The organism is Macrococcus epidermidis (assembly GCF_024205965.1).
GTDB classification, from domain to species: Bacteria; Bacillota; Bacilli; order Staphylococcales; family Staphylococcaceae; genus Macrococcoides; species Macrococcoides epidermidis.
Map to the genome: position 1 here is coordinate 465369 of NZ_CP073819.1, position 16801 is coordinate 482169.

10 protein-coding genes, 6 tRNA genes and 3 rRNA genes are annotated in these 16801 nt (G+C 40.0%); 17 read left to right on the top strand and 2 right to left on the bottom strand.

Features of this window, described 5'->3' with window-relative positions; genetic code table 11:
• Positions 1-68 precede the first annotated feature (68 nt).
• Together ypfJ and KFV12_RS02565 are read left to right on the top strand one after the other, a co-directional pair.
• Positions 69-1037, top strand: coding sequence for a KPN_02809 family neutral zinc metallopeptidase (gene ypfJ / locus KFV12_RS02560; RefSeq protein ID WP_254257211.1), 969 nt, complete (start codon positions 69-71; stop codon positions 1035-1037).
• A gap of 65 nt (positions 1038-1102) precedes the next feature.
• Entirely contained in the window at positions 1103-2662 is a 1560-nt protein-coding gene (locus KFV12_RS02565; protein WP_254257212.1) for an amidohydrolase, read from the top strand.
• Between the two features lie 47 nt (positions 2663-2709).
• On the opposite strand, the gene galE is transcribed toward KFV12_RS02565, so the two are convergent.
• The gene (gene galE / locus KFV12_RS02570) at positions 2710-3684 is read right to left on the bottom strand and encodes a UDP-glucose 4-epimerase GalE (protein WP_111717501.1); all 975 of its coding nucleotides are present in this window, start codon (positions 3682-3684) and stop codon (positions 2710-2712) included.
• A 205-nt stretch (positions 3685-3889) separates the two neighbouring features.
• Here galE and KFV12_RS02575 point away from each other — a divergent pair, with 205 nt between their 5' ends.
• The 3 genes from KFV12_RS02575 (at position 3890) to KFV12_RS02585 (ending at position 5892) form a co-directional block, all read left to right on the top strand.
• Entirely contained in the window at positions 3890-4360 is a 471-nt protein-coding gene (locus KFV12_RS02575) for a SepA family multidrug efflux transporter (protein ID WP_111717503.1), read from the top strand.
• Positions 4361-4424: 64 nt separating this feature from the next.
• On the top strand, positions 4425-4835 hold the full coding sequence (locus KFV12_RS02580) for a MarR family winged helix-turn-helix transcriptional regulator (RefSeq protein ID WP_239241922.1): 411 nt from the start codon (positions 4425-4427) through the stop codon (positions 4833-4835).
• 82 nt (positions 4836-4917) lie between these two features.
• A complete protein-coding gene (locus KFV12_RS02585; protein WP_254257213.1) occupies positions 4918-5892 on the top strand; it encodes a VOC family protein in 975 nt (324 codons plus the stop codon).
• A gap of 49 nt (positions 5893-5941) precedes the next feature.
• Here KFV12_RS02585 and KFV12_RS02590 read toward each other — a convergent pair whose 3' ends face one another.
• Positions 5942-7399 carry an alpha-amylase gene (locus KFV12_RS02590; RefSeq protein WP_254257214.1) on the bottom strand — a complete coding sequence of 486 codons (1458 nt, stop codon included), beginning with the start codon at positions 7397-7399 and terminating at the stop codon, positions 5942-5944.
• Positions 7400-7570: 171 nt separating this feature from the next.
• Between KFV12_RS02590 and salA the strand changes: the two genes are divergently transcribed.
• The 12 genes from salA (at position 7571) to KFV12_RS02650 (ending at position 16657) form a co-directional block, all read left to right on the top strand.
• Positions 7571-8629, top strand: coding sequence for an iron-sulfur carrier protein/transcriptional regulator SalA (gene salA / locus KFV12_RS02595; protein ID WP_111717510.1), 1059 nt, complete (start codon positions 7571-7573; stop codon positions 8627-8629).
• Between the two features lie 12 nt (positions 8630-8641).
• Positions 8642-9373, top strand: a complete 732-nt coding sequence (locus tag KFV12_RS02600; protein WP_239241919.1) for a KinB-signaling pathway activation protein — start codon at positions 8642-8644, stop codon at positions 9371-9373.
• Between the two features lie 48 nt (positions 9374-9421).
• Positions 9422-10729: an MFS transporter gene (locus tag KFV12_RS02605; RefSeq protein WP_111717513.1), complete on the top strand. Its 1308-nt coding sequence runs from the start codon at positions 9422-9424 to the stop codon at positions 10727-10729.
• A 475-nt stretch (positions 10730-11204) separates the two neighbouring features.
• Positions 11205-12758, top strand: a 16S ribosomal RNA gene (locus tag KFV12_RS02610).
• A 242-nt stretch (positions 12759-13000) separates the two neighbouring features.
• Positions 13001-15926 (top strand): 23S ribosomal RNA (locus KFV12_RS02615).
• A 94-nt stretch (positions 15927-16020) separates the two neighbouring features.
• Positions 16021-16135 (top strand): 5S ribosomal RNA (gene rrf, locus KFV12_RS02620).
• The 16S, 23S and 5S rRNA genes sit together here with 6 tRNA genes alongside, the layout of an rRNA operon.
• A 14-nt stretch (positions 16136-16149) precedes the next feature.
• Positions 16150-16224: transfer RNA gene (locus KFV12_RS02625), tRNA-Asn, on the top strand.
• A gap of 4 nt (positions 16225-16228) precedes the next feature.
• Positions 16229-16303: transfer RNA gene (locus KFV12_RS02630), tRNA-Glu, on the top strand.
• 3 nt (positions 16304-16306) lie between these two features.
• Positions 16307-16382, top strand: a tRNA-Val gene (locus tag KFV12_RS02635).
• A gap of 28 nt (positions 16383-16410) precedes the next feature.
• Positions 16411-16494 (top strand) — tRNA-Tyr (locus tag KFV12_RS02640).
• A gap of 6 nt (positions 16495-16500) precedes the next feature.
• Positions 16501-16575, top strand: a tRNA-Gln gene (locus tag KFV12_RS02645).
• A gap of 9 nt (positions 16576-16584) precedes the next feature.
• A tRNA-Lys gene (locus KFV12_RS02650) sits at positions 16585-16657 on the top strand.
• Positions 16658-16801: the final 144 nt, after the last annotated feature.

Sequence of the window (16801 nt, forward strand, 5' to 3'; positions counted from 1 at the left end):
GACATAGCAATTTAGGGTAAGTAATATTAACTATTATGTTAGCAATCAACCGAGTAGGGGGAACGTATATGAAATGGCAAGGTCGACAAGGTAGTTCGAACGTTGAGGATGCAAGAGGATCTGGTGGCGGATTCTCAGGCGGCGGAAGTCCGATGGTTATCGGTGGAGGCGGAATGGGATGTTTAGGTGTTATTGCCGTGATTATTTTTATGTTAATGGGGGGGAACCCTGGAGATTTAGGTGGTGTTCTTGGTGGAGATTCTTCACAACAAGAACAAACACAAGATAATGGCGCAACATCAGGTGGCTCTGGTTCTCAAGATAATCCTTTTGAAACAGGTAATGTGAAGAAAGAGGCTGAACAAGTTGATACTAAGACTGAACAGTCATTAGATGAACGTGGTCAGTTTGCGTCAGTTGTTCTTAAAGATACTGAAGATGTATGGCATGAATTATTTAAGAAATATGATCGTACATATACTGAACCTAAACTAGTGCTATATACGGATGGTGTGCGTTCAGGCTGTGGTAATGCAAGCGCACAGATGGGACCTTTCTACTGTCCGACAGATCAAAAAGTTTATATTGATTTATCTTTCATGGATGAATTAGATAAAAAGTTTAATGCACCTGGAGACTTTGCGATGGCTTATGTTATTGCACACGAAGTAGGTCACCACGTCCAAAATGAATTAGGTATCCTACCGAAATTCCACCAATTAAGAAATCAATTATCTGAAACTGAATACAATAAATATTCAGTTGCAGTTGAGTTACAGGCAGACTATTTAGCTGGTGTGTATGCGAAACATGCACAGGAAATGGGGTACACTGATGAAGGTGACCTAGAAGAAGCGATTAAAGCAGCGCATGCTGTAGGTGATGATACGATTCAGGAAAAAGCAATTGGTAGAGCAAATCCAGATACATTTACACATGGATCAAGTGCTGATCGTATGAAATGGTTTAAAAAAGGTTATGAAGCTGGCGATTTAAGTGAAGGCGATACATTCAAAGCTTTAGGATTAGAATTTTAAATCATCAGATAATAAAGGTATACTAATAATAATTAGTATATCTTTTTTTATTTGGAGGGGTAATCTTGGAACTATATTTTAACGGTCCGATCTATACGATGAAGCGTGAGGATGAAACAGTTCAGGCAGTACTTGTTGAAGGCAATCACATAAAAGCAATTTATCAGGAAGTACCGGATTTAAAAGATGTTAAATACATAGATTTAAATGGAAACGCAATGTTTCCAGGTTTTGTAGACACACATATTCATCTTGTTGGAACAGGAATTGCACTGAGAGGTGTAAATTTTAAAGATGATGATGATATAGAGATTATCATCGAAAAAATTCGTAATGCAACTGAAAATATGGATGATAGCAGCTTTTTAATATGTGAAGGCTATAATGAAAATCAATTAGATGGATATAAAATAACGAAAGATGATATTGATGCAATCACTGACAAGAAGGTGATTATTAAACGTGTTTGCCGACATGCAGCAATTGTTAACTCAAGTGTGTTTGAGTATTTTAATATCAATGACAATGTAGCTGATATGCCAGGTGGGCATTATGAGAAGGTAGATGGCGTGTTAAACGGTTGGGTGCATGACAATGCAATGGAAGCGATGTTAGAAGTTGCATCAATAGAAGATGAAGCATCGCTAACTGGTCACGTTGAATATGCAGTACAGCAATTTACGCAGGCAGGTTTAACAGGTGTTCATACAGAGGATCTTGCTTACTATAATGATTTTAAAGATGTGTTGAATGCATATAAAAATGTTATTAATAAGGATAATCCTTTTAGATTAAATATTTTACGCCATACGGAGGTCATTGAAGATGTCGTCCAATATGCGTTTGAATATAATGATTATTTTAGACCAGATGCGATGAAATTTTATGCAGATGGAGCATTAGGTGGTAGAACTGCTTTGTTTAGCGAACCGTATAGTGATGAAGATACATATGGACTCGCGATCTATACGCCAGATGAACTTGCCGAGCAAGTGAAAAAAGCACGCAATTTAGATGTAAATATTGCTGTACATATGATCGGGGATAAAGCAGTTGAAATGGTGCTTGATGCGATAGAAGCTTATCCACCGCGCAGTGGCAGAGATAGATTGATACATGTGAGTTTCTTAAGAGAAGATTTAATCGAAAGAATGGCGCGACTTAATATAATATGTGATATACAGCCGATGTTTGTTGCTTCTGACTTTCCATGGGCAATCGAAAGAGTCGGTGCATCGCGTATCCGTTACAGCTATCCATGGAAATCATTACTTGATAAAGGCATTATTTGCGGAGGAGGTTCTGACAGCCCGATAGAAGATTTCAGACCACTATCAGGTATTGCTGCTGCAGTAAATCGTAAAGCAGCAGATGATAAAAGTGATGGCTATAATATGACAGAAGCACTCAGTGTCTTTGAAGCGATATCACTTTATACGACTGAAGCAGCTAAAGTTGCAGATAATGTATCAGCATATGGAACGATTGAGGAAGGTAAGATTGCTGATTTTACGATTCTTAAAGAGGACCCTTTTAAAGTGGATCGATATCAGTTACAGGGTATCGAAGTAGCTGCAACCGTAATTGATGGAAAAATAGTATACCAAGCTGAAAACTTAAAATAACTAATAAAGAGCCACACATTTTATTGTGTGACTCTTTTTATATGCATCTATAATTTCTTTCGCCAGTTATAATCAGAAAGAATCATATCGCCTAATGTATATTCTGGTGACCAGTTAAGCGTAGCACGTGCTTTCGTAGCATTCGCTAGCACAAAATCCGGGTCTCCACCACGACGTTCTGATATCTTTTTGTTAAGTGTCAGGCCGGTTACTTTTTGCGCTGCATCTACAACTTGTTTTACTGAATAACCTTGTTCTGTACCCAGGTTAAATACAGTTGATGTACCATCGTTAAATAAATAATCCATTCCAAGTTGATGTGCTTTTGCAAGATCGAAGACATGGATAAAGTCTCGAATACATGTACCATCTTCTGTGTTGTAATCATCGCCAAAGATTTCGAACACTTCTCTTTTCCCGAGCAATGTGCTGTTAATAGAAGGGATTAAGTGAGTTGGATTTTTTGTGCGCAGTCCATTAGACCCATCCAGCATTGCACCAGCCACATTAAAATATCTAAAGATAACGTAATTGATACCATATCTTTCGCTTACCCAGTGAATCATTTGTTCACCGATATGTTTTGATTCAGCGTAAGGATTAGTTGGAGCAATAGGTGTAGATTCCACTGCTTTAATATTAAATGAATTATTGCCATAGATTGAAGCGGTTGATGAGAACATAAATTTGTTTACACCTTTGTCTGCAATAACACGTAATACACTATTTAATCCACATACGTTATGTTCAAAATAATTTAATGGATCTTTTACAGACTCACTAACGACAATCTTCCCGGCACAATGTAAGACTGCATCAATCTGTTCAAGATCAAATATTTTTGAGAACTGTTTCTCATCGCTTACATCACATTGATAAAACTTTGCACGGCTATCAACTGCATCTTTGTGCCCTGTTGATAGGTCATCAGCCACAATTACGTTATAATTAGAATTAAGCAACTTTGTAACTGTATGTGATCCGATATAACCAGCACCACCAGTAACCAATATAGTGTTCATGTGTAAATCTCCTTTAACGATTAAGTTATTCCTTTATTATACAATAAAATTCAATAGAACAAATATTAAAAGTATAAATTTTACTGAAACGTAAAATAAAAACCTTGTTTATTTTATTTTACACAAAAACAAAATACTTTGTTAATCTATATTTAGATTATTTAGCACAAAAAAGGGAATGGAAAAATAATAAGGAGGGCAGTTGATGAAACAATTTAAATTTCCTAAAGGTTCTATATTCACGATTTTATTTGTTTTATCAGTTGTATTAATCTCCGGTGCCTCATTTATTTTGATGATTACGTTTGGAATGTATGGTTTAAGTCGTATTCTTATATATTTCAGGCTGGCTGAATTTACGTATAATGAGAATGTGATGGATAATAGTTTCTATTATGGATCATATATTGCGATAGGTTATTTCCTGCTTGTCGTCATAGAATATATATTAGATGACGTAAAAAGCATGCAACCAGATAATAAATATTTTCAAGGATGGTATTTCCATCTATTGACGATTGGTTTATCAACAATCGTGTTTTATTTTGGTGTTCATATTAATTACCAGCATATCAAGATAAATTTCTTTGTTATACTGGCAGTCATAAGCTTACTTTATTACTTAACTGAAATATTCTATCCTGATAGTGAAGATTTGAATAAAGAAGATGACTAGTACTTCAGTGCTAGTCTATTGACTTTTATCAGTTTAATATTAAACTGATAAAAGAGGTGAGAAGATGGAAAGCAATAGAAGTTATCTTGTATGGCTTAATATCGCACGCATTTATAACGATATTCTGAAAGAAATTAATGAACAATTAAAAGAGACAGGGTATTCATCTAGTCACTTCGACTGTTTGAATCAAATAGATACACATCCTGGATGTACACAAAATGAATTATCAGAATTAATGTTTGTCACGAAAGGGAATATTACGCATTTGCTTAAGAAATTAGAAGCCGATGGGTTAATAGAACGTTCGCAGGAATGGAAAGTGAAACATATACGATTGACCCACAAAGGGAAACACGTTATTGAAACACTGAGACCTAAACACACTGCATTGCAGGAAGAACTTTTTGGTGGACTTAATCAGGAGGAACAAAAAGAATTATTACAGTTGCTTCGAAAGATAAAACATAAATAATCGTGAAACGGGAATAAATTTTCGGAATAAATTTAATATAAAACTTTAAAATAAACTTTAAAATTAAAAGAGGTAGATAAACATGAGAAAAATATTAGGACAACATCATGCTTCAGGTATTACAAAGGATGCTGCAAAAAATTTAGTATTTTACACTGAAATATTAGGGATGCGTTTAGTGAAGAAGACAGTGAACCAGGATGATCCGTCGATGTATCATCTATTCTATGCAGATGGCGTGGCAAATCCGGGTACGGACATTACATTCTTTGAAATACCAAACGTCGGCAGCACATATCGTGGGACAAATAGTATTTCGCAAATAGCATTGCGCGTAAAAAGCGATGAAGCGATACATTATTTTAAAGAACGCTTTGAGCAATATAATGTGTATCATGATACACCGATTGAGATTAACGGTAGACTAACATTAGAGTTTGAAGATTTTGAAGGTCAACGTCTCGCGTTAGTTTCAGACCGTACAAATTCGGGTGTAGCTGCAGGTACACCATGGGAGAAAAGTATTGTACCCGTTGAATTTGGTATTACAGGTCTTGGGCCGTTTAAGATGGATGTTCAGGATGCAGAAGGATTTAGTAGTGTATTAACAGAAATATTCGGCTATAGAAGTACTGGATCGTTTGTGCATCCAGTCACACAACAGCAAATACTAACGTTTAGTTCAGACCTTGGTGGCACTGGCGATGAATTGCAAGTAGTGCATAACACTGAAGCGAAAGAACGTCCAGGTAAAGGTAGCATGCATCATATTGCTCTGCGTGTTAAAGATGAAGATGCATTACAAGAGTGGATAGATTTTATTAAAGAAAATAATATACCATCTAGTGGTTTCGTAGATCGTCATTTCTTTAAATCGCTTTATATTAGAACGCGACAAGGCATATTGATAGAACTTGCAACGGATGGTCCAGGATTTGATGTGAATGAGCCGCTTGAATCATTAGGTGAAAGTTTATCTTTACCACCATTTCTTGAAGCAAAACGCGAATGGATTGAATCACAAGTGAAACCATTACCTGAAGTGAAACATTTATAATATTTAAAAAAGATGGCTGATCAGATTAATTGATCAGTCATCTTTTTAATTATGCTTCTTTTTCACAATATACAGACACACTGCCTGGATTTACTTTGAAGACACCGTTACCTTCTTCATCGATAACCACGCCTTCTTCAATGGTGTCGGTATAGTCATACCACGTTTGTCCGGCACGATCTGCGCCAACAAACATTTGTTTTTCAGCAGGTTGTTCGCTGTTATTAATGATGACAGCACATCCTGATTTATCTTCAGCATATCCACGTCTAACCCAACCGACAACATTTGGATGATCGAAGTAATCATCTTGCTGGCCATAAGCTTTTAATTTACGGACATAGAGTAAAGGATCAATCGCCATCTGTTTACTATCAATTGGATGTTCTCCGCCAATACCATAATAATCGCCATAGAATACACATGGGAAACCATCTTCACGAAGTAAGATAAGGGCGTATGCAGATTGTTTAAACCAATCTTTAACAAATGATTCTAAAGCTTCTCCTGGTTGCGAATCATGATTGTCTACAAAAGTTACTGCATGCTCAGGATTCTCTTTCACTAAAGTGCCATCAAATATTTGACGTAGATCATAAGCAGCGCCACCTTCTGAAGCAGCTTTAAAGTTAAAGTGTAGTCTTACATCGAATAAATCTAAGCTGTATTCTGCTTCATCTAAAAAGTTCTCATTCACTTCAAGATCTGGATTCCAGAATTCACCGACAAAATAGAAATCTTGACCGCGATGTTCGCGCATTGCATGTACAAAGTCACGTATAAAATAACTTTCAATATGTTTTACTGCATCAAGGCGCATACCATCAATATTTAATGTATCGATAAACCATTTACCCCAATTAATTGTCTCTTCGCGTACGTCGGGATGTTGATAATCAACATTTGTAAACATCAGATAATCGAAGTTGCCTTTTTCCTGATCGACATTTTCATTCCAGTCTTTATTTTCACCTAAAATTTTAAATAGACCCGTTCGTCCTGTACGATGGTCATAATCAGTACCATTGAAATGTGTATAGTTCCATTCGAACGCACTGTATTTTTTATTACGCCCTGGGAAATAGAATTTTGTAAACGCATCGATATCAAATGGTTCAGAAATTTCATGATTTCTGTCATTCGGATCAACTTCTACAACGCGTACTGTTTCAGCTTCATCGGCACCTGCTTTATGATTTAGAACGACATCCGCATAAACTTTAATGTCTTGTTCATGAAGTGCTTCGATTGCTGCGATTAATTCTTCTTTCGTGCCGTATTTTGTTCGAACCTGTCCTTTTTGGTCGAATTCACCTAAGTCATATAAATCATATACGCTATAGCCGGTATTCATGACGTGATCAGCTTTAGTGGCCGGTGGTAACCAGATTGCATCAAAGCCTTTTTCTTTAAGTGATTCAGCTTCATCCTTTAATCTGTTCCAGTGATTACCATCATCATTTGAATGCCATTCAAAGTATTGCATAATAGTGTAGTTTTTAGTCATAGTGGTCTCCTTTAAATGTGTACAATATGTATATCTTCGTTATTTTCAATTTAATCCGTAATCTATTATAGCCCTTTTAATAGAATATAACCTAGAATAAGAAATTAATTTATACAAAGTGACAATCTTTTGTTAAACTATAGCTATTAGAAATGAGAAGGAGCGTTTATTGTGCTGACAAAAGAACAAGTTATTGAATTAATCGAAAAGTTAAATGATCCGGTTGTGAATCTTCCGTTAAAAGAAACTGGTGGGGTAAAGGAAGTTTCAATTAAAGAAGAGAAAAATCATGTTTCATTAAAGATCGGTATCGCGAAACTTGGTGGACAAGAACAGCTAGATCTACAAATGAAGATCGTTGAAGTATTAAAAGAAAATGGAGCAAACACTGTTGGACTTCGTTTTGAACAATTAGATGACGAAGCTTTAGAACAATTCCGTGGCCAGTCATCTTCTGAAATCGAACGATTGATTTCACCAGATGATAAAGTGAATTTTATTGCGATTGCTTCTGGTAAAGGAGGCGTAGGTAAATCTACAGTTTCTGTTAACTTAGCAGTTGCATTAGCACGCTTAGGAAAGCGTGTTGGGTTAGTTGATGCGGATATTTACGGATTTAGTGTACCTGATATGATGGGGATTTCAGAAAAACCTGAAATTGAAGGAAATAGAATTAAACCAGTTGAGCGTTTCGGGGTAAAAGTTATTTCAATGGCATTTTTCGTAGAAGAGAATACACCAGTTATCTGGCGTGGTCCAATGTTAGGTAAAATGATCAATAACTTCTTCCAGGAAGTAAATTGGGGAGAATTAGACTATATCCTTTTAGATTTACCACCAGGTACAGGGGACGTGGCGCTTGATGTTCATACAATGTTACCGAAGAGTAAAGAAATTATTGTAACAACGCCTCATCCGACAGCAGCATTTGTTGCAGCACGTGCGGGTGCTATGGCAATTCACACAGATCATGAAATATTAGGTGTAGTGGAGAACATGTCATACTTTGAAAGCAAAGTGACAGGAGAGAAAGAATATGTGTTTGGTAAAGGTGGCGGAGAGAAGTTAGCATCTGAGTTAAATACAGAATTAATCGGACAATTACCACTTGCACAACCTGACTGGACTGAAGAAGCTTTTGCACCGTCAGTTTATGCTGAAGATCATCAACTAGGCCAAATTTATTTAAATATGGCAGAGCGCATTATTAATAAAACAGAAGAAAAGTAATGAGGTATTAAAGTGACTTTAAAGAATTTAGGTAAATTTTACGGTATTACTTTATTAATCGGCCTTGTTTGTACAGTGCTTGTCAGTTTAGTTTTCGGATATGACAAACTGACCGTTTACTTAGTGAAAGGTGAAATAGGTGAATTTTTAGCCGCATTAGTTTGGTTTATGGGTTATGGGTTGCTGATTGCATCAATTTCCCAGCTGGCATTTTTTGCATATCTCTTTATTCATCAAATGGGTCAAGGCATATTCAAGAACGGATGGAATGCTATTCAGGTTGTAATTATTTTGTTTGCGATAATTGATTTAGTGTATTTCAGATATTTACGTTTCGGTAAACAGGACGGAGATATCTTGAAATTTATCTGGATTCCATTGCTTATCGTTATTTTTGGAGTTGCAGTTGCAATTTATAAGAATAAACTTACAGGAAAGAATGTATTTATTCCGGCAATGTTCTTTATGGTTGTGATGACAACTGTTGAATTGATTCCATTTTTAAAAGTAAAAGATATGATGTGGCTATATTGCACGATATTTAGTTTGCTGTTATGTAATGCATTTCAGTTATTATCATTGCCGAAGTACAATCGTTTATCATTTGAAGAACGTAAAGCACGTAAAATAGCGCGAGGTACATGGGTAGAACCTGTTATTGAAACAGTACAGAATACAAAACAGTCAAAATCAACACAGGTTGTATCACATAAGAAAAAGAAATCGAATAGAAAGAAAAGATAAATCAGATTAGACGCAAGTTTAATCTGATTTTTCCTATGGAGGGATAAGATGAAAAAAGGATTAATTAGTGCATTAGTGATTATTATGTTTATGAGTGCGATTGAAACATCAATAATTTCACTTGCGACACCCGCGATAGGGAAAGATTTAAATGCAACAAAGTCACTTGCATTGATTTTTACTACTTATATGATAGCAATTGTAATTGTAACACCTATTGTTGGAGAATTGATGAAGCGGCTAGGTGCTAAACGGTTAATGCTACTCGGTATTATTGTTTTTATAATCGGCAGTATGTTATCTGGACTATCGTTTACATTTGAAATGTTGCTTGCATCAAGATTAGTGCAAGGGTTAGGTGCAGGAATTATGATGACGATGGGGAATATCATACCGAAGATAGCGTTTGAAATTCCTTACCGCTATAAAGTGATGGGAATCGTTGGATCGGTATGGGGTATTTCGAGTATCGTCGGTCCGATACTCGGAGGACTTATTTTGACGTATCTTAATTGGAGTTATTTATTCTACGTCAATGTGCCTTTAGCGTTTTTAGCAATTTTTCTTGTCATTAAATATTTTAAGTTTGAAGAAATGAAACAAGAAAGTAAATTTGATTTTAAAGGATTGATATACTTTTATATCTTTCTTGGAAGCTTGCTTTGTGCATTATTAATAGAAACACATTGGTTTATTCATGCTGCTTTATTTATATTAGCGATGATGATATTAATCATATTCATAAAATATGAAAGCAGAATTGACGAACCGTTTATCCCGGTGAAAGCATTTAATAAGAGGATAGGCATCGTGATGGGTACGGATATGCTATATGCGATTATCATGATGGGGACAAATATTTTTCTGCCAATTTACCTTCAGACAGAAAAGGGATTAAGTCCTTTGCTTGCAGGACTGACTACATTTACGATTTCGATATTCTGGTTGCTTTCAACATTTGTATTGAAGACGCTCGAAACAAAACTTACGATACAACGTGTCTATCAATTAAGTTTCTTATATATGATTATCGGAAGTTTGATCATATTCATTTTTGATCATGCGATAGCGGTAACGATTGCATCAGCATTTTTAGGCCTATCTTTTGGTACAGTTTTTACAAAGAATATTGTAACGATACAGGAAAGCGCAGCGCCTCATCAATTAGGTAGTATGATGAGCACTTATAGTTTGCTTAAATTTATTGGATCAACGACAGGATCGATTATTATGTCTTTCTTCTATTACAGTAACGTATTTACTACGATAGATAATAATATGGCTTTTGGCATTTTAGTGGCCTCATTCTTAATCATCATCTATCAATTCGTCTTTAAAAATAAGGTAGTTCATTAATCATTACAGCGATTGAATGCTCGTTCAATCGCTGTTTTATTTTGCTTAACAGTAAGCATACCGTAATTAATTTTAAAATAAATAAAAAAGTTTTAAAAAAGTATTGACGAAAGTAATCCATCTTGATAAGATATAAAAGTCGCTGAAAACAAGCGATGCACAGCTTTAAGACATCGGAAATAACAAAGTGAAAAAGTGTAAAACTTGCACTTGAAACTATGTTCATAACGATGTAATATAATAAAGCAAGAAAGATTACTGCTTGAAACGAAATAAACAATCAAGTGTAAAACTTCTTAAAAATAAGTGTTGCAAAGAGTTGAGAGTTATGATAACATTAATTCTTGTAACGCGAAAAATGAACATTGAAAACTGAATGACAATATGTCAACGTTAATTCCAATAATTTGAGTGAACTTCGTTCACTCCCAAGAGTGATTGCCATAAGCAATCAAAGAGCATTATCAAACAAACTATTATGGAGAGTTTGATCCTGGCTCAGGATGAACGCTGGCGGCGTGCCTAATACATGCAAGTCGAGCGAATTGACAGAGGTGCTTGCACCTCTCGATTTTAGCGGCGGACGGGTGAGTAACACGTGGGTAACCTACCTATAAGACTGGGATAACTTCGGGAAACCGGAGCTAATACCGGATAATATTTAGCTTCGCATGAAGCAATAGTGAAAGACGGTTCTGCTGTCACTTATAGATGGACCTGCGGTGTATTAGCTAGTTGGTGAGGTAACGGCTCACCAAGGCAACGATACATAGCCGACCTGAGAGGGTGATCGGCCACACTGGGACTGAGACACGGCCCAGACTCCTACGGGAGGCAGCAGTAGGGAATCTTCCGCAATGGACGAAAGTCTGACGGAGCAACGCCGCGTGAGTGAAGAAGGTTTTCGGATCGTAAAACTCTGTTGTAAGGGAAGAACAAGTACGTTAGTAACTGAACGTACCTTGACGGTACCTTACCAGAAAGCCACGGCTAACTACGTGCCAGCAGCCGCGGTAATACGTAGGTGGCAAGCGTTATCCGGAATTATTGGGCGTAAAGCGCGCGTAGGCGGTCTCTTAAGTCTGATGTGAAAGCCCCCGGCTCAACCGGGGAGGGTCATTGGAAACTGGGAGACTTGAGTACAGAAGAGGAGAGTGGAATTCCATGTGTAGCGGTGAAATGCGCAGAGATATGGAGGAACACCAGTGGCGAAGGCGGCTCTCTGGTCTGTAACTGACGCTGAGGTGCGAAAGCGTGGGGATCAAACAGGATTAGATACCCTGGTAGTCCACGCCGTAAACGATGAGTGCTAAGTGTTGGGGGGTTTCCGCCCCTCAGTGCTGCAGCTAACGCATTAAGCACTCCGCCTGGGGAGTACGGTCGCAAGACTGAAACTCAAAGGAATTGACGGGGACCCGCACAAGCGGTGGAGCATGTGGTTTAATTCGAAGCAACGCGAAGAACCTTACCAAATCTTGACATCCTTTGACAACTCTAGAGATAGAGCTTTCCCCTTCGGGGGACAAAGTGACAGGTGGTGCATGGTTGTCGTCAGCTCGTGTCGTGAGATGTTGGGTTAAGTCCCGCAACGAGCGCAACCCTTATCTTTAGTTGCCATCATTAAGTTGGGCACTCTAGAGAGACTGCCGGTGACAAACCGGAGGAAGGTGGGGATGACGTCAAATCATCATGCCCCTTATGATTTGGGCTACACACGTGCTACAATGGATGGTACAAAGGGCAGCAAAACCGCGAGGTCAAGCAAATCCCATAAAACCATTCTCAGTTCGGATTGTAGTCTGCAACTCGACTACATGAAGCTGGAATCGCTAGTAATCGTAGATCAGCATGCTACGGTGAATACGTTCCCGGGTCTTGTACACACCGCCCGTCACACCACGAGAGTTTGTAACACCCGAAGCCGGTGGAGTAACCTTTTAGGAGCTAGCCGTCGAAGGTGGGACAGATGATTGGGGTGAAGTCGTAACAAGGTAGCCGTATCGGAAGGTGCGGCTGGATCACCTCCTTTCTAAGGATAATTACGGAAATCAGACCTTTAGGTCTGATAGGGATTAACATTGACATATTGTATTCAGTTTTGAATGTTTATCGGACCTTCGGTCCAGTAAGTCATTCAAATTGTACTTTGAAAACTAGATAAAGTAAGAAGAAATAAAAGATTTTACCAAGCAAAACCGAGTGAGTTCATTTTTGAATTCTTAAAAAAATCGCGCGTCTGCATTTATGCAGACATCACAATTATTAATAACAGATTAAGTTATTAAGGGCGCACGGTGGATGCCTTGGCACTAGAAGCCGAAGAAGGACGTTACTAACGACGATATGCTTTGGGGAGCTGTAAGTAAGCTTTGATCCAGAGATTTCCGAATGGGGAAACCCAGCATGAGTTATGTCATGTTATCCATATATGAATACATAGTATATGAGAAGGCACACCCGGAGAACTGAAACATCTAAGTACCCGGAGGAAGAGAAAGAAAACTCGATTCCCTTAGTAGCGGCGAGCGAAACGGGAAGAGCCCAAACCAGAGAGCTTGCTCTCTGGGGTTGTAGGACACTCAATACGGAGTTACAAAGGAACAGTTTAGACGAATGACTTTGGAAAAGTCAGCCATAGAAGGTAAAGGCCCTGTAGTCGAAAAGTTGTTCTCTCCTGAGTGGATCCTGAGTACGGCGGAACACGTGGAATTCCGTCGGAATCCGGGAGGACCATCTCCCAAGGCTAAATACTCTCTAGTGACCGATAGTGAACCAGTACCGTGAGGGAAAGGTGAAAAGCACCCCGGAAGGGGAGTGAAATAGAACCTGAAACCGTGTGCTTACAAGTAGTCAGAGCCCGTTAATGGGTGATGGCGTGCCTTTTGTAGAATGAACCGGCGAGTTACGATTTGATGCAAGGTTAAGCAGTATATGTGGAGCCGTAGCGAAAGCGAGTCTGAATAGGGCGAATGAGTATCAGGTCGTAGACCCGAAACCAGGTGATCTACCCATGTCCAGGTTGAAGTTCAGGTAACACTGAATGGAGGACCGAACCGACTTACGTTGAAAAGTGAGCGGATGAGGTGTGGGTAGCGGAGAAATTCCAATCGAACCTGGAGATAGCTGGTTCTCTCCGAAATAGCTTTAGGGCTAGCCTCGTGTGATGATTATTGGAGGTAGAGCACTGTTTGGACTAGGGGCCCCCCTCGGGTTACCGAATTCAGACAAACTCCGAATGCCAAATAATTTAACACGGGAGTCAGACTGCGGGTGATAAGGTCCGTAGTCGAGAGGGAAACAGCCCAGACCACCAGCTAAGGTCCCAAAATATATGTTAAGTGGAAAAGGATGTGGCGTTGCCCAGACAACTAGGATGTTGGCTTAGAAGCAGCCATCATTTAAAGAGTGCGTAATAGCTCACTAGTCGAGTGACGCTGCGCCGAAAATGTACCGGGGCTAAACATATTACCGAAGCTGTGGATTGTCCAATGGACAATGGTAGGAGAGCGTTCTAAGCAGCGTCGAAGCATGATCGCAAGGACATGTGGAGCGCTTAGAAGTGAGAATGCCGGTGTGAGTAGCGAAAGACGGGTGAGAATCCCGTCCACCGATTGACTAAGGTTTCCAGAGGAAGGCTCGTCCGCTCTGGGTTAGTCGGGACCTAAGCCGAGGCCGAATGGCGTAGGCGATGGATAACAGGTAGATATTCCTGTACCACCTAAGATTGTTTGAACGATGGGGGGACGCAGTAGGATAGGCGAAGCGTACTGTTGGTTATGTACGTCCAAGCACTGAGACTGAGTATTAGGCAAATCCGGTACTCTTAAGGTCAAGGTGTGATGGGGAGCGAAATTATAGTAGCGAAGTCGTTGATTTCACACTGCCAAGAAAAGCCTCTAGTTAGAAATTAGGTGCCCGTACCGCAAACCGACACAGGTAGTCAAGATGAGAATTCTAAGGTGAGCGAGCGAACTCTCGTTAAGGAACTCGGCAAAATGACCCCGTAACTTCGGGAGAAGGGGTGCTTTTTAGGGTGCAAGCCTTGAAGAGCCGCAGTGAATAGGCCCAAGCGACTGTTTATCAAAAACACAGGTCTCTGCAAAACCGTAAGGTGACGTATAGGGGCTGACGCCTGCCCGGTGCTGGAAGGTTAAAAGGAGTGGTTAGCATCTCGCGAAGCTACGAATTGAAGCCCCAGTAAACGGCGGCCGTAACTATAACGGTCCTAAGGTAGCGAAATTCCTTGTCGGGTAAGTTCCGACCCGCACGAAAGGCGTAACGATTTGGGCACTGTCTCAACGAGAGACTCGGTGAAATCATAGTACCTGTGAAGATGCAGGTTACCCGCGACAGGACGGAAAGACCCCGTGGAGCTTTACTGCAGCCTGATATTGAAATTCGGCACAGCTTGTACAGGATAGGTAGGAGCCTTTGAAGCGTGAGCGTCAGCTTACGTGGAGGCGTTGGTGGGATACTACCCTGGCTGTGTTGACTTTCTAACCCGCACCACTTATCGTGGTGGGAGACAGTGTCAGGCGGGCAGTTTGACTGGGGCGGTCGCCTCCTAAAGAGTAACGGAGGCGCTCAAAGGTTCCCTCAGAATGGTTGGAAATCATTCGCAGAGTGTAAAGGCACAAGGGAGCTTGACTGCGAGACCTACAAGTCGAGCAGGGTCGAAAGACGGACTTAGTGATCCGGTGGTTCCGCATGGAAGGGCCATCGCTCAACGGATAAAAGCTACCCCGGGGATAACAGGCTTATCTCCCCCAAGAGTTCACATCGACGGGGAGGTTTGGCACCTCGATGTCGGCTCATCGCATCCTGGGGCTGTAGTCGGTCCCAAGGGTTGGGCTGTTCGCCCATTAAAGCGGTACGCGAGCTGGGTTCAGAACGTCGTGAGACAGTTCGGTCCCTATCCGTCGTGGGCGTAGGAAATTTGAGAGGAGCTGTCCTTAGTACGAGAGGACCGGGATGGACATACCTCTGGTGTACCAGTTGTCGCGCCAGCGGCATAGCTGGGTAGCTATGTATGGACGGGATAAGTGCTGAAAGCATCTAAGCATGAAGCCCCCCTCAAGATGAGATTTCCCAACTTCGGTTATAAGATCCCTCAAAGATGATGAGGTTAATAGGTTCGAGGTGGAAGTACAGTAATGTATGGAGCTGACGAATACTAATCGATCGAAGACTTAATCAATTTTATAGATTTTTTATTCGGTATTGCCGAGTAATATCTAAATTTTCTTCTTACTTATCTAGTTTTGAAAGTATAATATATTATCTTTTATTTGTCTGGTGACGATGGCAGAGAGGTCACACCTGTTCCCATACCGAACACAGAAGTTAAGCTCTCTAGCGCCGATGGTAGTTGGTCTTACGATCCGCGAGAGTAGGACGTTGCCGGGCAATTTTTATATTTATCCACAGTAGCTCAGTGGTAGAGCTATCGGCTGTTAACCGATCGGTCGTAGGTTCGAGTCCTACCTGTGGAGCCATTTAGGCCCCTTGGTCAAGCGGTTAAGACACCGCCCTTTCACGGCGGTAACACGGGTTCGAATCCCGTAGGGGTCACCATTTGGAGGATTAGCTCAGCTGGGAGAGCATCTGCCTTACAAGCAGAGGGTCGGCGGTTCGAGCCCGTCATCCTCCACCATTTTTGGAAACTATTGAATTACATATACGGAGGGGTAGCGAAGTGGCTAAACGCGGCGGACTGTAAATCCGCTCCTTCGGGTTCGGCAGTTCGAATCTGCCCCCCTCCACCATCTTATTGGGCTATAGCCAAGCGGTAAGGCAACGGACTTTGACTCCGTCACTCGTTGGTTCGAATCCAGCTAGCCCAGCCATTTTTTTTTGAGCCATTAGCTCAGTTGGTAGAGCATTTGACTTTTAATCAAAGGGTCAGAGGTTCGAATCCTCTATGGCTCATCATTTAGCATCCTGTATAGGGTGCTTTTTTTGTGCTCTTTTTTGACATAAATTCAATCGTATCAATGTATAGCTTACCGTTATTATACATAAATATCCATTTTATTCATTTATGCATAAAAATATTGTATATTCGTTCAGAGT